Consider the following 22,178-nt stretch of genomic DNA (forward strand, 5'->3'; position numbering starts at 1 on the left):
GATGAACAGGCCCTTGTGAATATGAGCGACAACACTGCTTCCCCGACCGCGCCGGCCCCCGCCACCAAACCTGTGCGCCGCTGGCCGGCGCTGCTGATCGGGCTGTGCCTGGTGGCCGGTGTCGCCGCCGGACTGGGTTGGTTCATGACCAAGCCCAAGGCACCGCCCATGGAACTGGCGTTGGAAAAACTCGGCCTGAGCCGCCCCGACGGCCTGCTCGAGGCCCACTCCCTGAGCCAGTTGCCCAAGGACTTGCTGGCGGTGCCGTTCCTCAAGGCCACGCTCACCGAGGATTTCGTCTTCTATTACGAAACCCATGCCGACCGCCTCGGGCTGATCGGCAGCCTGCGGCGGATCATCTACGAGCATGATCTCAAACTGCAGGACAGCCTGATCGAGCAGCTTTTCGACCAGCCGGCCGATGTAGCGCTATGGCGCGGCGCCGACGGGCGGCTCAAGGATTTTCTGCTGGTGATGGATCGCGGTGGCCTGGCCAAGGTGCTGGAGCCGCTGGCAAAAGTGGCGCTGGATGATTCGCAACTCAGCCAGCTCGGTGAGATGAACGTGGCCGGCGACGTGGTGCCGGTCTATCAACTCACCTATAACGCCAGCAAAGCCCTGATATTCGCTTCCCATGGCGACAAGCTGGTGGTGTTGTCCAATCCGACCAGACTCTACGACCTGGGAAGTGGCCCCACCGACGAACCCGGCATGGTCTCGACCCAGGCCCTCGAAGCGCTGCTGGCCGGTGAAAAACTCTTCCCCGAAGCCTTTGGCCTGCTGCCCAAGGCGCCTGAGGTCAAGCAACGCATCTCGGTCAATGCCAGCGTGCTCGCCATGGGCTACCAGCGATTCATCCCGAACTTCGCCGGGTTGCGTTTCGACATGGACGACAAGGGCTGGCACAGCTTCCTGGCCATGGACGAGCTGGAAGACCAGCCAGACTTCGACTTCAAGCCAATCTGGCAAGCCATGCCCATGGGCGCCAGCGCCTGTGTCGCTTTGCCCCTGGCCGCCGAACAACAGAAGCCATTGCTGGTGAAACTCGGTGCCGACGACAACGCGGCCCAGGCCATGATCGAGCACATGGCCGGCGCGGCGGGGCTGTGCTGGTACGCCGATTCGCGGCTTTACACTCCACTGCTGGTGGCGAACCTGAACGATGACGGCGGCAAGCTCGATGCCGACCTGGGCAACCTGTTCGGTTCGATGGTGGGCGCCTACGAAAACAACGTGGCCGAACATGCGTTTCCCGTTGTTGAGACACAGGAAGGCCCGATGCACCGCTGGCAACGCCAGGTCAGCTCCAACTTCGGCCCTTACCCGGCCAAGGACGCCGCGCAGCCCGAGTCGATCACCGGCAAGGCGTTCATGCAAGTCAGCCTGGCGCGGCACGGTTCGACCCTGTTGTTTTCCTTCGACGACAAACTGGTAGACAAGGCCCTCGGCACCCTCGACAAACGTTTCCCGCCCATGGCCGACGTGGTGCCCAAGGACCTGCTGATGCCGGTCTACTTCGGCCCGGATGCCATGGCGCAACTGATGCAACGCGAAACCCTCGACAGCTTGCCCCAGGACATGGAACCGGTGTTCTACAACGCCGCGCAAACCTACCTGATTCCGAAGCTGCGCACCCTTGGCGGATACGGCAAATACGCCCTGACGTTGCCTGAAGGCAGCGAACCGGACGGCCACTGGCAGTGGTTGCCACTGGAATGGAAAGCGCTGTGACCGGGTTGATCCGCCGCCCTGGATGGGTATTGATGCTGGCGCTGCTGCTGGGCGGGCAGGCGTTTGCCGCTCAGACACCCGCGCTGGATGTGCAGCAATCGAAGGTCTTTCGTGCCTGGTTCGTGCGCATTGCCCAGGAACAACTGACCAAAGGCCCGAGCCCGCGCTGGTACCAACAGGACTGCGCCGGGCTGGTGCGCTTTGCGGCCAATGAAGCGCTGAAGGTCCACGACCAGAAGTGGTTGCGCAGCAATGGCCTGTCCAATCGCTACCTGCCGCCAGAGCTTGAACTGAGCGATGCCCAGCGACGTCTGGCCCAGCAGTGGCAACAGGGCGGCGGCAAGGTCGGACCCTACGTCAACGCCATCAAGCTGATCCAGTTCAACAGCCATCTGGTGAGCCGGGATGTCACCCAGGCCCGTCCGGGCGATCTGATGTTCTTCGATCAGGGCGATGACCAGCACCTGATGATCTGGATGGGCCGCAACATCGCCTATCACACCGGCACCACCACCCCAACCGACAACGGCATGCGCTCCGCAAGCCTGCAGCAACTCATGAACTGGAAGGACACCCGATGGATACCCGACGCAGCCAACCCCAACTTCATCGGCGTCTATCGACTCAACTTTCTCTCCCAATGACCGGTGCCCGCATGCTGCGCTTGTGTTCAAAATTGCCCCTGCTGTTGGCCCTGTTGCTGGCGCCGATCGTTCATGCCGAAGACACTGTGCAGCCCAGCGGCTACACACCGTTGGCCGGTGAAAGCTTCTTCCTGCTGGCCGACAGCAGTTTTGCCAGTGACGAGCAAGCCATGGTCCGCCTCGAAGCGCCGGGGCGCGACTATCGGAAATTCCGCATGGAGCCGTACGGCGGTGCCGATATCCGCGTTTATCGCATCGAAAAACCGCTGGATTTCCTCAAGCGCCAGAAGAACCTGCACCGGGTGGTCAGCGACGGCCAGTTCAAGGGCGAAGGGCTGTCGAACACCCTGGCGTACCTGTGGGACAATTGGTACCGCAAATCCCGTCGGGTGATGCAGCGGGCGTTTTCCTACGAGTCGCGTCAGCAAGTCACCGAGCAAGTGCCGGAACTGAAAATGGGCAGCGCCATCGCCGCGCCGACGCCGTACGACGCGCAACCACAGTTCGCCCTGATTCCGGGTTTGCCGGTGGTCAGCCAGTTCCGTTATCCGCTCTGGCAGGCCAAGCCGATCCAACCGCCAGCGGGGGTCAACCTGGCGGGTTCGTCGAGTGAATTCATCAGCGTCGCGCCAGGCAACGTCTACGTGCCGCTGGGCCAGTTGAAACCGGGGCTGTATCTGGTGGAAGCACTGATCGGGAAATACCGGGCCACCACCATGGTGTTTGTCTCCAACACCGTAGCGGTGAGCAAGATCGCCGGGGACGAGCTGCTGGTCTGGGCCGCGCGTAAACACGAAGGTCGTTCGGTGCCCAAGGTCAACGTGCTGTGGACCGACGGCCTGGGCGTGATGAGCAGCGGCGCCACCGATGAAGACGGCTTGCTGCGCCTCAAGCACGTCAGCCCGGAGCGTTCGTTTGTCATCGGCGAGGACGAGGAGGGCGGGGTATTCGTCTCGGAAAACTTCTACTACGACAGCGAAATCTACGACACCAAGCTGTTCGCCTTCACCGACCGGCCGCTGTATCGGCCGGGGGATTGGGTGTCGCTGAAAATCGTCGGCCGTGAATTCAAGAATGCCCGGGACTCGGTGCAGCCGACGGCCGCCGACGTCAATGTCAGCGTGCTGGATGCCACCGGCACCGAGCTGCAGACCCTGGCCCTGAAGCTGGACTCCAAGGCCGGCACCCAAGGCCGTTTCCAGCTGCCGGAAAACGCCGTGGCCGGTGGTTATGAGTTGCGCTTTGGCTACAAGGACCAGCTCTACAGCAGTGCCTTTCGCGTGGCCGAATACATCAAGCCACACTTCGAGATCGCGCTGAACCTCGCCAAGCAGGATTACCGCACCGGCGAGCCGGTCAAGGGCGCTCTCGTGCTGCTGTACCCGGACGGCAAACCGGTGGCCAACGCCAAGGTGAGCCTGAGCCTGCGGGCCCAGCAACTGTCGATGGTGGATAACGAGCTGCAATATCTGGGGCAATTCCCGGTGGAGCTGACCAGCAGCGAAGTGACCACCGATGCCAAGGGCAGCGCCACCCTCGAACTGCCGGCCGCCGACAAGCCGAGTCGCTATACGCTCACTGTGTTTGCCAGCGATGGCGCGGCGTATCGAGTTAAGACCACCAAGGAAATTCTCATCGACCGTGGCGCGGCGAACTTTCGCCTGAGCGCGCCCCAGCGTTTCAGCGCCGCCGGCGAGAACGTCTCGTTCAGCTACACCAACGAGGGTGGCAACGCGCAAAGCAACGCCGTGACGCCGGGCAGCTACGCCTGGGTGCGGCTGGAAGACCAGACCACCGGCGAAGGCAAACTGGCGGCCAAGGACAAGGGCTTCAGCCTGACCTTCGAGCGTCCGGGCACCTACAACCTGACCCTCAAGGATGACCACGGTCGAGTCATTGGCGCCACTGGCCATTCGGTGACCGGCGAAGGTATCAAGGCCGTGCCGGGCACGGTCGAGATCGTCCTCGACAAAGCCCAGTATCAGGCCGGTGACGAAGCCCTGGCGCTGATCACCTTCCCGGAGCCGGTCAGCGATGCGCTGCTGTCACTGGAGCGGGACAAGGTCGAGGCCACGGCGCTGCTGTCCAAGGGCGGCGACTGGCTGAAAATGGAAAAGCTCAGCGACACTCAATACCGCGCGCGCATCCCGGTGAAAGACGCTTTTGCGCCAAACCTGACCTTCTCGGTGCTGTACACCAAGGGCGGCCAATACAGCTTCCAGAACGCCGGTATCAAGGTGGTCGCGCCGCAGATCGACGTCGCCATCGTTACCGACAAAGCCACTTATCGGCCTGGCGACACGGTGACCGTGGACCTGAGCACCCAGTTCGTCGGCAAGGCGATCCCGGCGCACCTGACCGTCAGTGTCGTGGATGAAATGATCTACGCCCTGCAACCGGAAGTGGCGCCCACCATCGATCAGTTTTTCTACCATCCGCGCCGCAACAACGTGCGCACCAGCGCCAGCCTGTCGTTCATCAGCTACGACGTCGCCCTGCCGGGCAGCCCCGGCGCGCCGGGCAAGGCCAACCGCAGCGAGCGCGGGGTCAAAGTGCTGGAGCGGCCTCGTCGTGAAGATGTCGACACTGCCGCGTGGCAACCGGAGCTGGTCACCGACGCCAACGGCAAGGCCCGCTTCACCTTCAAGATGCCGGACTCCCTGACTCGCTGGCGCATCACCGCCAGGGCCATCGCCGACGACGGTCAGGTGGGGCAGAAAAAGCAATTCATCGGTTCAGAGAAACCGCTGTACCTGAAGTGGAGCGGCCCGACCCGGTTCCGCAGTGGTGACAAACCGCAAATGGGCCTGTTCGCTTTCAGCCAGTCCGAACAGCCGTTGAAGGCCGAACTGCTGATCCGTTACGCCGGTACTGAACAGCGCGTGGTGGCGGACCTGAAGCACGGCATCAACTATGTGGCGCTACCGTCTCTGGAGTTGAGCAACGGCGACTTGAACGTGCAGTTGCAGGTCAATGGCGAAACCCAGGACACCCTGGCCGTGCAACTCAATGCCATTGGCAACGGTTGGCAAGTCACCCAGAGCCAGCGCCTTGACGTGGCGAGCGGTGACACACCGCTGAGCCTGCCGCTTGATGCCAGCGATATCCGCCTGCGCCTGGACGACAGCCCGCAAGCGCTGTTCCGTTCGGCCCTGGATGACTTGTTGAGCTACCCCTACGGCGGCGTCGAGCAAACTGCCAGTCGTCTGCTGCCGCTGAGCATCGCCTACCCGACCCTGGCGGCGAACCCGCAGATTCGCGATCGCTTGCGGCTGATCATGCAAAACAGTCGCCTGCGCCTGGTGCAAATGGCCGGGCCTGCGGCGAGCTTCACCTGGTGGGGCCAGGCTGGCGAACCGGATGCGTTCCTCACGGCCTACGCTTATTACGCCGACTGGCACGCCAGCCAGGCCCTGGACCTGAGCCTGCCGCCGGAGCACTGGCAGCGGGTGCTGGAGGTCTACGCCAAACAGGCCGGCGATACGCCGTTGCTGCAGCGTGCGCTGATCCTGTCGTTCGCCAAACAGATGCAACTGCCGGTGAACACCTTGCTCAGCGGCTTGATGGACGACCTGGCGAAAGCCGGCGAGGGCGGCGATTCGAGCGTGATGGACAGTGGCGAAGACAGCCTGGTCATGAGCGCGCCGGATTCGGCCCTGGGCTTGGCCAGCGCCCGCATGCTGACGGCGTCCCTCGCCAGGCAGGTGAAGGTGCCGCTGCCGGAGGCCTTCAGCCGGCAACTCGACGCCGCACAACAGCAACTGGACGTCAGCTCCCAGCCGTTCGTCGAGGCCTTGAGCCTGTCACTGCAAAGCTTCGATCAGGCGCGTGCCAAGGCATTGCTCGAACGTCTGCTGCCGCAGCAATCGACCCTTGAACGGGCCCTGGCCTTGACCTGGCTGCAACGCAGCATCGAGCAGGCCGCGCCCGCCGTGGCCCTGACCCCGGGCGAAGGCTGGAAGGCCCGGCAAGGCGCCACCGGTGAAACCTACTGGCAATGGCAGGGCGCGCAGCTACCGACCCTGCTGACCTTAAGCGGCGCCGAGGAGCGCCCGCTGCAAGCGGCACTGAGCTTCCAGAGCCAGCAAGCGCCCGTGACGCCGATGGCGGTGACCATTACCCGGCGCTTGTCCCGCCTGGTACCGGGCGACGAGGCCTTCACCTTCAAGCTCGAAGCCGTGGGCAGCAAGCCGCTGTCCAGTGACAGCCTTTATCTGGATGAAGTGATCATCAACAGCAAGGCGCCTACGCCGCTGCGCTACGGCATGCTCGAAGTGCCGCTGCCGCCGGGTGCCGATGTGGAGCGCACCACCTGGGGCATCCAGTTGCTGGGCAAGGCCGGCAGTGAGCCGACTTCCCTGGAGAAGGCGCGCTTCGAGCCGGGTCAGATGGGTTACGCGGTGCCGCTGGACGCCCTGAGTGGCGAGCTGCGCCTGCGGCATCTGGTGCGCTTCTCCCATAAGGGCCAGTTCAGCTTGCCGCCGGTGCGTTTCACCCAGGTCTATGCGCCGCAGCATCAGGCTCTGGAACAGAAACCTGCGCTCGGTCAGGTCACGGTCAACTGACATGCGCTGGCCGCGCCTTGGGTGGTTGTTGTGCTTGATCCCTGCGCTGGGCACAGCGCAGGAGGAACCGTTGCGCCTGGCTTTCGATGGTCAGTTGCTGCGGGTGAGCCAGACCCAGGTGCTGGACCGTCAGCCCTTGCCCGAGGCCTTGCAGGCGCCGCTGGGCAGTGTGTGGAAGCTATTTGTCTACGCATGGCTGGTGGACACCGGCGCTCGCGAACCGGCATATGAATGTCGCGGTGAGTCCAAAGAGGAAGTCTATTGCTGTAGCGCCGGGCAGAGCATCGGTCGCGATCAGGCGTTGGTGAAATCCTGCGGTCTGTATTTCGAGCCGCAGCGACTTGGGCTTTCGGCTTCGAACTGGCGCGATTACTGGCAGGCCCGCCAAGCGCCGTCGTGGCTGCTGGACCTGCCGAGCCTGCAACCGCAAAAACAGGTACGCGTGGCTGAACTGCTCAAGGCACTGGCGATGCTGCCGGCTCAGGATCAGGCCCGTCGGGTACTGCTGGACGTGGTGCTCAACGCGGCGGATGGGCGTCTCGTCGGCCAGTTGGGCAGTCGTCTGCGGGTCAAGACTTGGAGTTGGCTGGGTGAGCAGGATCCTTCATCGCGTCAGGGTGGTTTCGCTGGGTGGCTGGCCGACGGCACGCCGGTGTGGGCCGGTGGGCGTGGCACCAGCGAGCAGATATTGAAGGCATACGGTGATGGATTGGCGGCGGCGCTGCCGTCCCGTTGGCCGGCGGAAACGGGGCGATGTGTGGAAGTTGAGCTGTTCGCCCGGTATCCCTTGCAGCGGGTGATGGCGGGTGACGGGCCGGCCACCCCAGGCCCGTTGCGCGGCGATTACCGTGTCGAATTCGCCAATGGCAACCAACTGGATATCCACAGCGACGGCGAGCTGTTTCTGCTGCCCGGCAAACTGGTGGCGCGACTGGATCGGGAAGAGTACGTCGCCCGGGTCCTGCAGCGCGAAGCCAAGGCTGAACCCGTCGAAGCGGCCAAGGCCCTGGCCGTGGCGATCCGCAGCTACCTGCTGCAAAACGCCCAGCGTCACGGCGATTGCCTGAGCATCGATGACAGCAGTCATCGCCAGCGCGTCGCCCCACGTCCGGCGGCGCCGCAAACCCGCGCCATCGCCGCCTGGACCAGCGATCTGGTGCTGGCGGGCACCGACGTGACCTACCACTCTGACCAATCCGCCCCGGACAAACTGTCCTGGGCGCAAGCCGTGGAGCAGGCCAGCGCCGGCCAGCGCTACGACGCCATCCTGCTGCATGCCTACCCGCGCGCCAGCCTCAGCCGCTGGGACAATCCGGTGGCGTCCTGTGAAGCGCTGCCCGCCGCCCAGGACTGGCTGTTGAAACAGCGACGCGGCTGGCGCCCCCGTCTGGCAGGTGAAGTGGGTTACAACGAAATCAGCACGTTCGCCGTCTGCCGTGTTGCCTTCGGCCGGCCCTATGTCGACCGCGAACGCCGGCGCATCTACGTGCGCGGTGTGCTGTCGCTGCAAGACCGCCTCGACCTGACCCACGAATACTTGCACCTGGCCTTTGAAGCTCACCCCAATGGTCAGGACGAAACCTACATCGAAGGGCTCGCCCGTCACCTCTTGCTGGAATAGACCATGACACTCCGTTATCCACAGGCCTTGCTGTTGTTCTGCGCTTTGGCCGTGTTGCCGCCGGCCATTGCGGGCGAGGGCATCAAACTCGACACCCCGGTTGGCGGCTGGCGCAGTGGCGCGCCGGGCGGTGAAGGCGAAAGCTTCAGCCAGACCGTCAACTACCCGGCTTCGTCGGTCAACACACCCCAGGGCCAGGCCAATACTGCCCGCATCAGTGGCCAGATCAAAGGCACGCCCAAGGACAGTAACGAGCCGGGCAAACTCATCATCAATGGCGTGACCCTGCCGCTGAAACTCGACCCGCAAGGGCGCTTCGACCGACCGTTCTCGTTCCCCAATGGCAGCAACAGCATCGAAGTGCGCAGCCCCGACGGCCAGCAACGCCACCGTACGCAATTTCTCAACACCAGCGGCGGCGCCACCCCGGCCAAACTGCGGGTCTTGTTGACCTGGGACAGCGACGGCACCGACCTGGACCTGCACCTCGTCACCCCGGACGGCGCCCACATCTGGTACGGCGACCGCGTCGTCCCCAACGGCGCCGCGCTCGACGTCGATGTCACCACCGGCTACGGCCCGGAAATCATCGCCATGCCCGCGCCGATCAAAGGCCAGTACCTGGTGTACGTGAACTACTACGGCGGCGGTTACCGCAGTGACGAGGACGGCGAGCAACAAGCGGCACAAGCCCTGACCACGGCGCAGATCACCGTCATCACCGAAGAGGGCACGCCAAGCGAGAAGATGGAAACCTTCGTGGTACCGATGCGCACGGCGGGGGAGTTGATGTTGGTCAAGAGCTTCAGTTACCCCTAAGGCCGCGCCAGAGTCGTTTGTGAGTGTGGGAGCGAGCCTGCTCGCGATAGCGGTGTGTCAGACACCCTGATGCTGAACGTGCTGTCGCTATCGCGAGCAGGCTCGCTCCCACAGGGGGTGTCCGTGGTTTGTGACAATTAGAAATCTCACGCGTGAGCTATTGAGGGGGCTGGGTATTCCCTGTAGTGTTTCTCACGCGTGAGTTTTTTCGCAGTGAGGTCAGCACCATGAACAGCCGCTCTCCAACAGATCCTGCGGGGTCTGCTACCGATTCAGCGAGCCGCAAGGGAGAGCGCTCGAAACCGTCCGTGAAAAAACCATCCAGCTTTTACATGAAGCAGATGCGCGCGGGCTTGAGTGCCGCCGGGTATGTGAAACACGAAACTTGGGTGCTTCCCGAAAACCGGAGCCTGCTCAAGCAGATGGAGAAACAGCTACGCCAACCGATTCTGGCTGGCTCATTCATGTCGGAGAATTACATGAGCGCAGGTAACAACTGGAACATTGATCGCCTCTTCAGTGCCCTTCAGGCCCTCGACGAAGTGGTGGCGAACGACATCACGCTTTCCCTTGTTCAAGGCTCCGAGTCCAGCATCAAGTTGGAAATGAACGATTTTGGCGGCTTGCCGATTTACATCGCAGTGGTGGGTGATCAGATCATCGTCGACACCGTTCTGGTGGATGTCGAATCGATCAATGACGTCGCGGCCTTCAATGATGCCGTGCTGCGCAGCCGGGAAATGTTCCCGCTGTCCTCGATCGGTATCGAGTCCATGCCCAACGGGCAGATTGTCTACAACATGTTTGGCGCACTGAGTTCCGACTCCAGCCTGACCAACGTCGTGACCGAGGTCAAAACCCTCGTCGACAACGTCCAGCGCGCCAGCGAAGCCTTCGAACGTTTCTTCATCTAATTTTTCGGGAACAGGAAATATCCAATGACTCAGTCCATCTGGAGCAAATTGTTCACCGCGCTGCGTGGTGGTGCCAACGAAGTCGGCGAGTCGATCGTCGATCAACAGGCCCTGCGCATCCTCGACCAGGAAATTCGCGATGCCGACAGCGCGCTGGCCAACGCTAAGCGTGAGCTGGTCACCATCATGGCCAAACACAAACTGTCGACTGACCGCGTCAGCGAGTACAACGCCAAGATCCAGGACCTGGAGTCCAAGGCGCTGGCGGCCATCCAGGCCAACCGTGAAGACCTGGCACTGGAAGTGGCCGAAGCCATTTCGACCCTGACCTCTGAGTTGGACGCCGAGCAAAAGCACGCGACCGAGTTCGGTGGTTACGCTGAAAACATGCGCAAGGACATCGTCAAGGCCGAGAACCGCATCAAAAGCCTGCGTCAGCAAGTGGACATGGCCAAGGCCCGTGAGAGCGTGCAGAAAGCCCAGGTCAGTGCTTCGATTGCCAGCGGCGGCGCCAATGGCAAGCTGGAAACCGCCGTCGGTACGCTCAACCGCCTGCAGGCCAAGCAACAGCAACGTGCCGCTGAACTGCAAGCCCAGGACGAACTGGCCGAGGCTTCGACCGGCAACGACCTGGAGCGCAAACTGCGCGATGCCGGCATCACGCCGAACGAAGGCAGCGCCAATGCGATTCTGGAACGCCTGAAGAAAAAATCGGCGGAGTAATCGGCTGGGCTTTGCCTTGGTGGGGACAGGCCAAGGCAGCCAGGCACAGACCTTGTGGCGAGGGGATTTATCCCCGTTGGGCTGCGAAGCAGCCCTGAAACCTGACACCCTCGGTGTGTCAGTTGGGTCGAGTTCGCTGTTATTGGGGCTGCTCCGCAGCCCAGCGGGGATAAATCCCCTCGCCACAGGGATTTGTGTTCAGCTTCAGGTTTTGTGTCTTAGTCCTGTTTTCCTGAAAATTCCCGGATTTATTGTCACCAAAGCTCTTCTATCCAATCCCCGCAGCAGGTTTAATGCTGCCCCGTGACCGCACTTGAGCACTCCGCTGCCCGTGCGATGACGTCGCCAGGAATGAACCCACGGAGTCAGGGACGAAATGTCGATTTTCCTTTTGCTGCGAACCTACGCCTCGTCCTTCTTCCATCGGTTCGGCTGGGCGGGCCTGGCCATTGCGTTGGGCATACACCTGTCCATCGCCTGGATCGGCCTGGTGCTTCTGGGCGAACAGCACCTCATCGCTGCCGCCACGTTTATCTACTTCTATCTCACCACCACGCTCACCGTCGGCTATGGCGATCTGTTGCCACAGACATCCGCCGGGCGAATTTTCGTGGCCACCTGGATCATGCTCGGGGGCATTGCCCTGTTGACGACGGTCATCGGCAAAACCACCAGCAGCGTCATTGATGTATGGAGAAAAGGCATGAAGGGCAAAGGCGATTTCACCGGCAAGACCGGCCACACCGTTCTCATCGGCTGGGAGGGCGCCTCCAGCGAACGGGTCATCGAGCTGCTCCTGCAGGACGAGACGTCCAATGACAACCTGATTGTCATCTGCGATTGCGTGCTTGAAGAAAACCCCATGCCCGGCAAGACGACTTTTATCAAAGGTGAAAGCCTGTCCTCTGTCGCACTTTTGCAGCGTGCCGGTGTGCCGGGTGCCGAACGCGTCCTGGTGCGCACCCACTCAGACGATCTGACCCTGTCCACCGTGCTGGCGGTCAATCAACTGAACCCGGTCGGGCATGTGGTCGCCCATTTCAATGACAGTGAAGTGGCCGCCCTCGCCAGCGCCTACGCGCCCAGCCTGGAGTGCACCTCCAGCATGGCCATCGAGATGTTGGTGCGTGCTTCACAGGATCCGGGTTCGTCAGTGGTCATCAATGAATTGCTTTGCGTGGGCGAGGGCGCCACTCAGTACCTGATGAAACTGCCCGAAGCGTTTGATGCCGCGTTCGGCGATCTGTATGTGCAGATGAAAGAGCACCACAACGCCATTCTCATCGGCTACCGCGCCAAAGGCGCCCGGCACCCGTCGATCAACCCGCCCTGCGACACGCGGGTCGGGGGCGGCGGCGACCTCTTCTATATCGCCTCCGCGCGTCTCAAGGAAATCTCCAATGGGCTGGTTTAAACGGTTGATGGGCATGGAGGCGCCGAACTCGGGCAAGGACTCCAAATGGGTCGCCAACCCAATCCCGGCCTCCGTCGGGCCGCTGGGCCTGGCATCTGGCAAAGAACTCAGGTTCGATAGCACGCTGAAGTTGTTGCTCGACGGCAACACCGGCGTGGTCATCCCGGATGCCCAGCAGATCTGGAGCACCGGCATCGTCGACCTCGGGCAATCGAACTGGCTGACGCGCTGTTACATGAACGACGAGGACTACTGGTTGCAAGTGCACACCAGCGGCGATGTCGCCGGGCAGGTCGAGTCGGTGATCCTGTTCAATTACCTCAGTTACGTCACCCTCAACAGTGAAGCGGAGTTGCGACGCCTGGCCGGGCCCGAAAGCCTGATCGGCCTGCCGACCTACAACCACGACGGTGTCGAGTACAGCCGCGAATGGGGCACCGAGGAAGGCCAGACAGAACTGGTGGCGTTGAGCGAGCGCGTGAGCAATCCGGATGAGTCCTACAGCGTCGAGCACCGCTCAATGCTGTATGCCCGCGAAACCGGCCTGACCGATCGCCGGGAATTCCTGCTGTTTTCCGTCGAAGAAGATGCCGAAGGCACCATCAGCTTGAGCACGTCGCTGGGCATTTCGCTGTACACCACTGACCTGAACACTTTTTAAAAAAGGAAGAAGTCCATGCTTGAAGCGCTCTCGATTTCCCTGAACAAAGCCGCCGTGCTCGGGTTTGTGTTGTACATCCTCGGTGCGGCCGTGCTGTTCGCGCTGTACCAGTTCATCTACACCCGGATCACGCCGCACAAGGAATTCGAACTGATCCGTTCGGGCAACGTGGCCGCCGCCATCGCGCTGGGCGGCGCCATCATCGGTTTCGCCATCCCGGCCAGCAATGTGATTGCCTATTCCGTCAGCATTCTGGACTTCGTCGTCTGGGCCGTGATCGCAGCGTTCGTGCAACTGCTGGCGTTCCTGGTGACCAGCCTGGTGCTCAAAGGCGCCTCTGAACGCATTAAAAAGGGTGAACTCGCCGCGGGTATTTATATCGCGGCAGTGGCCATCAGCGTCGGCATGTTGAACGCCGCGTGCATGACGCCTTCCCAGAACTGATTGCGCCACGGAGATCCCATGAAACGAAGCAAGTACGTTCAGCTCTCGCTGGCCGCGTCGGTCGCCATGGCGATATCAGGCTGCGGCCCGACGGAAAAAACCTACCCGGTACAGAAGAAGTACAACTTCCAGTCCGTGCAGCAATGTGCCGATGAAAAACTCCCGGTAGACGTGTGCTCCGACGCCTACATGACCGCCATGGCCGAGCATCGCCGCATCGCACCGACGTACAGCAACCAGGCCGATTGCGATGCCGACTTTGTTGCCGATTGGTGCCAACAGGATTCCACCGGCCAGTTCATCCCCAGGCTGGGTGGTTTCGAACTGACCGCCGATGGCCAGGTTACCCAAGCCCAGGTGGACGCGGCCAAGGCACAACTGCCGGCCTCCGAAGCCAATGCGCAAGGCTCAGGGTTCTCCGGCACCAGCCTGCTGACCGGGTTGCTGATCGGCAACATGCTGAGCAGCAACCGCAACAGCTATTACTCCCAACCGGTCTACCGCTATCGCGATGATCGCGGCAACTACGCGTCCTCAACGCTTGCCCAGCGGATTTCCAAAGGTTCGACCTTTACCAAGTCCAATCAGGCGAGGTATGGCAACTACACCGACACGGTCCGGTCCGCCAGCAAGCCGATCTCTGTTGCTTCCTCCACCTCCCGTGGCGGTTTCGGCAGCAAAGCCAGCGCCCGCAGCGGTTGGGGCGGATCGAGCAGCTCCGGGCGATCGAGCAGTTAAGGAACGCGCGTCATGAAGAAAGTCCATTGCGCCGAACGTCATGACTGGAAACAGACCGCCGAGAGTCTCGGCTTTCTGTTCCACACCATCGACGACGAACCCTATTGGGACGAGAGCGCGTACTACCAGTTCACGCTCAAGCAGATCGAAGACGATCTGGAAGACCCGACCACCGAGATCCATGAGATGTGCATGGACCTGGTGGCCCGAGTGGTTCAGAGCGAGGAGCTGCTGGAGCGCCTGAGCATTCCTGCGCCGTTCTTCGACATGGTTCGCACCTCATGGCTCGAAGGGCATCCGCACCTGTATGGGCGCATGGACTTCTCCTACAACGGCAGCGGCCCCGCCAAGCTGCTGGAACTGAACTACGACACGCCGACCAGCCTGTATGAGGCGTCGGCGTTTCAGTGGGGCTGGTTGGAGCAATGCATCGAGCGCGGACTGTTGCCTGGGCATGCCGACCAGTTCAACAGCATCGACACCAAGCTGCATCAGGTCTTTGCCCAACTGCAACTCAAGCAGCCTTTTTACTTTGCGTCGATGAAAGACTCGATCGAAGACAAAGGCACCACCGACTACTTGCGCCTGATCGCGGAAAAAGTCGGCATCGAATCGCGGCACATCGATATCGAGGATATCGGCCTCACAGGTGAGGGCCGTTTCGTCGATCTGGAAGATCGCTGGATCCCTCACCTGTTCAAGCTGCATGCCTGGGAGTTCATCTTCCACGAGCCTTTTGGTGCGGCGATTGCCCAGAGCGACACGCAGTTTTTCGAGCCGGCCTGGAAGTCGATCATCTCCAACAAAGGCATCCTGCCGTTGCTGTGGGAATTCAACAAAGGTCACCCGAACCTGCTCGCAGCCCATCTCGACACTGACTCGAGCAAAGCCGTACCCAAGGGCTGGGTACGCAAACCGTTCTTTTCCCGGGAAGGCGCCAACATCGAGCTGCAAACCGCTGATGGCCTGATCGTCAAAGAAGACGGCCCCTACACCGACGCCCCCTTCATCCTCCAGGAATTCGCCCCGTTGCCGAAGTTTGGCGACAGCTACACATTGATCGGCTCCTGGGTCATCGGCGACCAGGCCGCCGGCATCGGCGTGCGGGAAGACAATAGCTTGATCACCAAGGATTCGAGCCGGTTTCTGCCGCATTTGATTCTCGACTGATTGCTCCCAAGCAGCCAATTCAATCAGCTTGACAGTCTGCGGTGCTTGGTTTTGGGGCTGCTTCGCAACCCAGCGGGAGCAAGCTCCCTCGCCACAAGGGCGGTGTGTCAGTGGGCTAGGCGCTGAACCCATGTGGGAGCGAGCTTGCTCGCGATGGCGGTGGATTAGCCAACATCAATGTCGACTGACTTTCCGCTATCGCGAGCAGGCTCGCTCCCACTGGTCAGGTGTTCACCACAGATTTTTTCAGGTCCACCAGTACCGCACCAAATGAAAGAAGATCGGTGCGGCGAAGCACACCGAATCCAGCCGATCCAGCATGCCGCCGTGGCCTTCGATCATGTGCCCCCAATCCTTGACGCCACGGTCGCGCTTGATGGCCGACATGACAATCCCACCGGCAAACCCCAGCAAGTTGATCAGCAAGGCGATGAGGAACGACTGCCACGGATTGAACGGCGTGATCCACCACAACGCGCCACCGATCAGCGACGCCAGCAGAATGCCGCCGACAAAACCCTCGACGGTTTTCGACGGTGACAGGTTCGGGGCGATCTTGTGTTTGCCGAACAACTTGCCGCACACGTACTGCAGCACATCCGACAACTGCACCACGATCACCAGGTAAGCGATCAGCAACAGGTTGCGCCCTTCGAAACCAGCGATGTCCAACGTCAGCAGTGCCGGCACAAAGGAGATGCAGAACACCGCGATCATCAGCCCCCACTGGACCTTGGAAGCGCGCTCCAGAAAGTGCGTGCTGTCGCCGCCCAGGGACGCCAGGATCGGCAGCAGCAGGAACACGTACACCGGGATAAAGATGGAAAACAGTCCGTACCAATCAAAATAAATCAGCAGGTATTGCAGCGGCAGTGCCAGGTAAAACGCCGCCACCAAGGCCGGGTAGTCGCTGCGCCGGGTCGGTGTCAGGGTCAGGAACTCCCGCAGGGCGTAAAACGACACGGCGTAGAACAACAGGATGACCGCGGCGTTGCCCAGCCAGAACGCGGTGCCGATCACCAGCACCATCACCCACCAGGCGTTGATCCGTGCGTTGAGGTTATCGATGACCGAATTCGGCGCGCCTTTTGTCCGCAGTTTGAGAATGAAACCAATCACGGAGGCCAGCAGCAGAATTGCGCCGATCCCGCTAAACAGCATCAGGGTATGTCTATCCATGTCAGACGTGCTCCGGGGCCAGTGCCAGCAGCGCGGCCCGGCTGCGTTCAAGAAATTGCTCTTTGCCTTCATCTTCTTCGATGCACAGAGGCGCGCCGAAACTGGTGGTGCACAACAGCGGCAGCGGCAGCACTCGACCCTTGGGCATGACGCGGTTGAGGTTGGCGATCCACACTGGAATCACCTCGACTTCAGGGTGGCTTTTCATCAAGTGATAGATCCCGCTCTTGAACGGCAGCAGGCCGTCCTCCGGGTTGCGCGTGCCCTCGGGGAAGATGATCAGCGAGTCGCCGTTTTCCAAGGCATCGAGCATCGGCTGCAAAGGGTTGTACGAAGGGGCCTTGCGCTCGCGGTCCACCAGCACGCCGTTGAACACCCGGTTGATGATGTAGCGCCGCAGCGGGCTGGTCTGCCAATAATCGGCGCCCGCCACCGGCCGGGTAAGCTTGCGCAGCGCCGGCGGCAACGAGGCCCACAGCAGCACGAAGTCGCCGTGGCTGCTGTGATTGGCGAAGTAGATCCGCTGCACCGGTTGCGGCGCGCAACCGAGCCACAGGCTGCGAGCGCCCGTGACCATGCGGGCGGCGGAGGTGATGAGGCTGGCGACCACGGGTTCGAACATGAGGATTCCTTGTCCTGAGAAACATAAGCGTAACTGTGGCGAGGGAGCTTGCTCCCGCTGGGCTGCGCAGCAGCCCCCAAGAGGCTGAACACAATCAATCTGATACACCGCAGTGCTTGGTTTTGGGGCTGCTTCGCAGCCCAGCGGGAGCAAGCTCCCTCGCCACAAAAGCTATCTAGATACCTGAAGTTAGCCAGGGACTTGCGAGGATCACGCCCAGCGTCAAGACAACTTGCGTGGCCAGCAACAACGACTGGCGGCGCAGCAGTAACAACGCGCCATGCCGGCGCTCGGTCCAGAGGCGACCGCTGCGTTCGACCGGTTGCAGGCCGAGGGCGGTGAGGGCTTGATCCAATGTATAGGTTCGTTCGGCCAGCGATTGGGTGCTGTCCGCCATGCGCTGGAACAGGTCGGCATCAAACGCCACGCGCTGCGCCCAGTACTTTTGCAGCACGCCAAGCATGAATATCACGACGCTAAAGCACAGCAGCCACGGATTGACGCTACCGACCAAAAGTTGAGCCAGCCCCAGCAGCGCCGCCAACAGGGTCAGCCCCGTGGAAAGCTGATCCAGCGAGTGACCTCGGCGCAACAGGCTCGCCACCGTGTGGAGTTCCATATCACTGATCATGGTCATTCCTCGTGCTTGTGGATAACCGTTCCAACGCCCGACGGTGCGCCGGATGCAAAACAACCTGCGGGCGGACCCGCTGGATTTGGACGATGGCCGCATCGACGCTGGCGGCCCGGCCAGTGTGCAACAACCACGCTGCCACAGCGCTGGCGCTGCGTGAATAACCCAGGGCGCAGCAGACCAGCAGCGGCCCATGCTGACGCAGGTTCTCGATCATCCGTGCAGCTTCCAGGCACTGCTCGGCACTGGGCGCGGTCAGGTCAAGCACTGGCAACGCGCGATAGGCGATGCCGGTGCTGTCCATGGACATTTCGGCGCAAAGGTCGAGCACGCCGGTAAACGCACTGTCCTTCAATTCCATTGGCGTGGGAATGCGCCCCAGCCAGACGTTATCGGCCACCTGATCGGCCTGCGGATGCCTGCGCGTCCACCATCGGGAATTGACCCAGGCCGCCGCCAGATAAGGCGCCAACAGCCAGCGCACCGCCGGGCTCAATCGGCCATCCGCGCGCTTCTGAAAGCCATCGGCACCGAACACCAGGTAATTCAGCGCCACCCCCAGCACCGCCACCGCCGGCCAGATCAACCAGAGCCACGCGCCACCCAAGGCAAACGCCGGAACAAAAAACGCCGCAGCCCCTAAACCATAGCGCAAAGCCAATCGCAGACGAGCCGGGTCCGTGGTCACACGCGCATTTTTCAACGGGCTGGGCCGATCCAGCGGCCACAACCAGACACACAACCACCCGGCCAACGCACCTGTGGGCAGGTCAATAAAGTGATGTTGGTACGTGGTCAGCACCGACACGCCAATCAGTGCGAACCAACCGTGCATCAGCCAACGCCAGAGCCCTTGCAGGTGCCGCTGATAACACACCCACAGCACCACCAACAACGCGATGTGCAGCGACGGCGCCTGATTGAACGGCTTGTCGAACCCGGCCAGCACGTCGAACAGCCAACCGAACACCCCATCCATTTCCGGCCGAGCGAAGGTGAAACGCAACGGCCAGATCAGAAAACAACTGACCGCAATCGCCTGGGCCGTGAGCAGGCGCAAGGCGTGGCGTTTGAGTTCTTCGCGGCTGTTGGGCAACAGCAACGACAGGCCGTACAGCAGGTCAATCGACCAATAGGGCACGATGGTCCAGGCCATGAACGGCATGTAGCTTTCCCAACCAAACACCAAACTGCCCACGTCGTCCCGCTGAGACGTCACCCAAGTGGCGAAGCCATAGGTGCTGAAAAACAACGGCGCCAACAGCAGCAACCACAGCACCGCCGGTTTCAGCAGGCCGGGCTCGCGGGCTGGGGCGATGACGGCGCTCATCACTGCACTCGCTGAGCCAGCGAAACGCTGAAGATGCCCCACTCATCGACCCGCAAAGTGATCTTGCGGAAACCCGCCGCCTCCACCAGTTGATCCATCTCCGCCTGCGTGCGCCGGCGCATCACCCAGGCCTGCCCGGCGCGGTGGCTGGTGAGGGCGCGGGCGATCAGTTCCAGTTGCGGGTGCCACGGCTGCCCGGTGTAGACCAGGAACCCGCCAGGCTCCACCGCTTCGGCCAGGCCGGCGAGGGAGTCACCGACCATCTGATTATCGGCAAACAACTCATACAACCCGGACACCACCGCGAGCGTCGGTTTGGGCTCCAGCGCCGCCAGATCCGAGCGATCAAAGGCATCACCTTTGACGAACCGAGCGATATCGCCCAAGCCCTTCTCAAGAATCAGCGCACTGCCGTCCCGCACGTTGATGTCGCTGTAGTCGCGCAGCAGGATCGACTCCGGCAACGGACTGACGCCTTGCAGCGCTTCGAGAATGTAACGGCCATGACCCGCGGCGATGTCGACAATGCGCACTTCGCGGTCCTGCTCGCGCAACCTGCCCATGGCCAAACGCAGCAGCTCCTCGACGTGTAACTTGCGCTGACGAATCCCGCGCCAGCCGATGGAGTTCAGGTAATTCTGGTCAATCATCCGTCCCACGGCCGAGGTGCCGGTGGGGCGATTGCGGTAAACGTAATCCAGCGTGCTGCCGGAATCGAAGCCGGTGTCGAAACCCAACTTCACCCCAGCCGACAACTTGCTGCCAAAGCGCATGCTGGCGCGGGTCATGCGCCAGTACAGGTCGCGCAATGAATTGTGCGGCAGCGGCGTCGCCAAGGCTTCGGACTCGGCGCAGGTCGCACCCAGGCGATCAGCGTCCAGCAGGGAAGGGCGGTCCAGCGGGCGGGCAAAGTTTTGCAGAATGAACCGACGGGCACTGGCAATGGCCGGCGCACGGTTCTTCTCGCCGAGGGTGTCGTGGAAGAACCCCGGCAGAATGTGTTTCTCCTTGTGCACACTGCCCAACCGCTCGAAGAACTGCTCCTGGGGTTTGCGCTGCACCACAAAGTCGGAACCTGAGATCAACAACTGCGTCGGCACCTGAATCGCCTGGGCGTCGGCCACCACGCGGTCGGCGGCTTCGTACAGACCCAGCAGCACGTTCACCGAAATCGCCTTGGTGATCAGTGGATCGCTGTCGTAGGACGCCACCCGCTCCGGGTCATGGCTGAGGAATTTCGCCTTGACGTAACTGTTGACGAAAAAGTTGCCGCGAAACCGACGCATCAGCGCCAGGCCCGGACGAGCGAAAGGCACGTAAAGCTTGACCTTGAACGCCGGCGACGCCAGCACTAGCGAGCGAATGCGCGGCGCGTAATCGTGAACCCAGGTCGACGCAATCACCGCCCCGACACTCTGCGCCACCACGGCGATGTTCTGCTCGTCGATCTGATGCGTTGCGCCGATGTGATCGCAAAACGTCTGCACATCCCGCGCACTGGTGGCAAAACTCGGACTGTCGCCGCGCGCGCCCGGCGACTGGCCATGACCCCGTGCATCCCAGGCAAAGAAGTCGAACCCGGGCAAATCCAGCTCATCCACCAGATGCGCAATGCGCCCGGAGTGTTCATGACCCCGATGAAACAACAACACCGCCTGACGAGGCTCACCCGGCGCCGCATCGACGGCCGGCCAATGCCGGTAAAACAAATCCACGCCGTCAAAGGTGGTAAACGTCAGTTCCTGGGCTTCGCGCATTGCAACTTCCTTATGCTGAGGGAGCGTTTTCCGTCACTTGATTCAGGCCATGACGCACCCGATTGACCAAGGTATAAACCAGCAGGGCGGCTACCATCGCCATCACACCATCAACCCAGAGTGTCCCGAGCCAACCCAGGGCAATCCCGGTCGCCAGCACGCCCAACACAAAGGCGCGATCACTCTTGCCCATCGGCCCGTCATAGCGCCGCGAAGCCCCGACCATCGCCCCCAGCACACCGGCGTATTCGCTGAACAACGCCAACAGCGTGACCAACAACACCAGCAACAGACTGGCGTCGGCAAACAGGGCAAAAGGCAGGATCAAGGCAGCGTCGGCGATGATATCGCATAGCTCATTGAGGTAGGCGCCCAGATGCGATTGCTGCCCGAACTCCCGCGCCAACATGCCATCCACCGCGTTCAACGCCATGCGCAGAAGCATCCAGATCGGCACCAGGATAAACACCCCCGGATGATTGGCGAACCACGCCACCACGGCCCCCACCAGCACAGAGACAACGCCGGCGAGCAGGGTGACCTGATTGGCGGTGATGCCCTTGTCGTAAAGACGCTGGACCATGGGGCGCAGCAGGTTCTGGAAGGCGGGTTTGAGCTGGTAGATGGAGGGCATGGGAATGAAATCTCGGCCGGTTGCAGGGCTGGGCTTGTTCAGCTGCGAGATTACGATAGTTGGGGTTTGGTTGGAGGGGTAATTCTCCAGAATGCGCGCGGGTAGGCACCTAAAACGAAATTCCCTGCGCAAAACATAACCAATGTGGGAGCGGGCTTGCTCGCGAATGCGGTATGTCAGTCAACATCAATGGTGGCTGACCCACCGCATTCGCGAGCAAGCCCGCTCCCACCGAACCTATGCCCGCCGCAATCCTCTGTGGGAGCAAAGCTTGCTCGCGATAGCGGTTTATCAGCCAAACAAGGCAACAGCCTGCCCACCAACCAGCAACCCCCGACACAACCCCAACAGCCACCCGACGCTGCCTTGCGCCATTGCCTACAACTACGCCAGAATCCGCCGGCTTGTGCGCCTTGGGTCGCGTCGGTAATTTGGATCCTGTCACTGCCCATCAGTGATCGGGTTTAGTCGCCCGTCGTTGCTAAGTCGCTCAAGCGTCCATCAGTCAGGTATCCCTATTCCTGCACTCGATGGTGGCTGTGCGCAGGGCGCCCTCGGGCGCGCCGATTCCTTAGCTC

General features: G+C 61.7%; 18 protein-coding genes. 12 read left to right on the forward strand and 6 right to left on the reverse strand.

The genetic code is table 11. The features are described from left to right. Positions 1–21: 21 nt before the first annotated feature. The 12 genes from HQ912_RS04485 (at position 22) to HQ912_RS04540 (ending at position 15,444) form a co-directional block, all read left to right on the forward strand. A complete protein-coding gene (locus HQ912_RS04485; RefSeq protein ID WP_173406498.1) occupies positions 22–1,731 on the forward strand; it encodes a DUF2138 domain-containing protein in 1,710 nt (569 codons plus the stop codon). Continuing rightward, positions 1,716–2,375 carry a DUF1175 domain-containing protein gene (locus HQ912_RS04490; RefSeq protein ID WP_047229730.1) on the forward strand — a complete coding sequence of 220 codons (660 nt, stop codon included), beginning with the start codon at positions 1,716–1,718 and terminating at the stop codon, positions 2,373–2,375. Before HQ912_RS04485 ends, HQ912_RS04490 begins: the two co-directional genes overlap by 16 nt. After that, complete coding sequence (locus HQ912_RS04495) at positions 2,372–6,940, forward strand: alpha-2-macroglobulin family protein (RefSeq protein ID WP_173407510.1); 4,569 nt, start codon at positions 2,372–2,374, stop codon at positions 6,938–6,940. The genes HQ912_RS04490 and HQ912_RS04495 overlap by 4 nt, the downstream gene beginning before the upstream one ends. A gap of 1 nt (position 6,941) precedes the next feature. Then, entirely contained in the window at positions 6,942–8,561 is a 1,620-nt protein-coding gene (locus HQ912_RS04500; RefSeq protein ID WP_173406499.1) for a DUF2300 domain-containing protein, read from the forward strand. 3 nt (positions 8,562–8,564) lie between these two features. Then, positions 8,565–9,380, forward strand: coding sequence for a YfaP family protein (locus HQ912_RS04505; RefSeq protein ID WP_047229728.1), 816 nt, complete (start codon positions 8,565–8,567; stop codon positions 9,378–9,380). A gap of 332 nt (positions 9,381–9,712) precedes the next feature. Beyond that, positions 9,713–10,294, forward strand: coding sequence for a YjfI family protein (locus HQ912_RS04510; protein ID WP_092394936.1), 582 nt, complete (start codon positions 9,713–9,715; stop codon positions 10,292–10,294). Between the two features lie 24 nt (positions 10,295–10,318). After that, positions 10,319–11,017 carry a PspA/IM30 family protein gene (locus HQ912_RS04515; RefSeq protein WP_047229446.1) on the forward strand — a complete coding sequence of 233 codons (699 nt, stop codon included), beginning with the start codon at positions 10,319–10,321 and terminating at the stop codon, positions 11,015–11,017. A gap of 376 nt (positions 11,018–11,393) precedes the next feature. Beyond that, positions 11,394–12,431, forward strand: a complete 1,038-nt coding sequence (locus tag HQ912_RS04520) for an ion channel (protein ID WP_047229447.1) — start codon at positions 11,394–11,396, stop codon at positions 12,429–12,431. Next, a complete protein-coding gene (locus HQ912_RS04525) occupies positions 12,418–13,092 on the forward strand; it encodes a DUF2491 family protein (protein WP_047229448.1) in 675 nt (224 codons plus the stop codon). Before HQ912_RS04520 ends, HQ912_RS04525 begins: the two co-directional genes overlap by 14 nt. A gap of 15 nt (positions 13,093–13,107) precedes the next feature. Next, positions 13,108–13,536, forward strand: a complete 429-nt coding sequence (locus HQ912_RS04530; protein WP_047229449.1) for a DUF350 domain-containing protein — start codon at positions 13,108–13,110, stop codon at positions 13,534–13,536. Between the two features lie 18 nt (positions 13,537–13,554). Continuing rightward, positions 13,555–14,274 carry a DUF1190 domain-containing protein gene (locus HQ912_RS04535; protein ID WP_076383471.1) on the forward strand — a complete coding sequence of 240 codons (720 nt, stop codon included), beginning with the start codon at positions 13,555–13,557 and terminating at the stop codon, positions 14,272–14,274. Positions 14,275–14,286: 12 nt separating this feature from the next. Continuing rightward, on the forward strand, positions 14,287–15,444 hold the full coding sequence (locus tag HQ912_RS04540) for a glutathionylspermidine synthase family protein (protein ID WP_047229451.1): 1,158 nt from the start codon (positions 14,287–14,289) through the stop codon (positions 15,442–15,444). A 246-nt stretch (positions 15,445–15,690) separates the two neighbouring features. Here the strand turns inward: HQ912_RS04540 and HQ912_RS04545 are convergent, their stop codons facing one another. From HQ912_RS04545 to HQ912_RS04570, 6 genes are all read right to left on the reverse strand, one after another. Beyond that, on the reverse strand, positions 15,691–16,623 hold the full coding sequence (locus tag HQ912_RS04545) for a phosphatidate cytidylyltransferase (RefSeq protein ID WP_047229452.1): 933 nt from the start codon (positions 16,621–16,623) through the stop codon (positions 15,691–15,693). Between the two features lies 1 nt (position 16,624). Next, positions 16,625–17,245 (reverse strand): lysophospholipid acyltransferase family protein, encoded by a 621-nt coding sequence (locus tag HQ912_RS04550; RefSeq protein ID WP_047229453.1) that lies wholly within the window; start codon positions 17,243–17,245, stop codon positions 16,625–16,627. 175 nt (positions 17,246–17,420) lie between these two features. Continuing rightward, positions 17,421–17,876, reverse strand: a complete 456-nt coding sequence (locus tag HQ912_RS04555; RefSeq protein WP_173406500.1) for a hypothetical protein — start codon at positions 17,874–17,876, stop codon at positions 17,421–17,423. Next, positions 17,866–19,209 (reverse strand): phosphatase PAP2/dual specificity phosphatase family protein, encoded by a 1,344-nt coding sequence (locus HQ912_RS04560; RefSeq protein WP_173406501.1) that lies wholly within the window; start codon positions 19,207–19,209, stop codon positions 17,866–17,868. Before HQ912_RS04560 ends, HQ912_RS04555 begins: the two co-directional genes overlap by 11 nt. Further along, the gene (locus HQ912_RS04565) at positions 19,209–20,966 is read right to left on the reverse strand and encodes a bifunctional alpha/beta hydrolase/class I SAM-dependent methyltransferase (protein ID WP_173406502.1); all 1,758 of its coding nucleotides are present in this window, start codon (positions 20,964–20,966) and stop codon (positions 19,209–19,211) included. The genes HQ912_RS04560 and HQ912_RS04565 overlap by 1 nt, the downstream gene beginning before the upstream one ends. A 10-nt stretch (positions 20,967–20,976) precedes the next feature. Beyond that, the gene (locus HQ912_RS04570; RefSeq protein WP_173406503.1) at positions 20,977–21,600 is read right to left on the reverse strand and encodes a CDP-alcohol phosphatidyltransferase family protein; all 624 of its coding nucleotides are present in this window, start codon (positions 21,598–21,600) and stop codon (positions 20,977–20,979) included. Positions 21,601–22,178 lie beyond the last annotated feature (578 nt).

Source organism: Pseudomonas sp. MPDS (genome assembly GCF_013283895.1).
Lineage (GTDB): Bacteria > Pseudomonadota > Gammaproteobacteria > Pseudomonadales > Pseudomonadaceae > Aquipseudomonas > Aquipseudomonas rhizophila.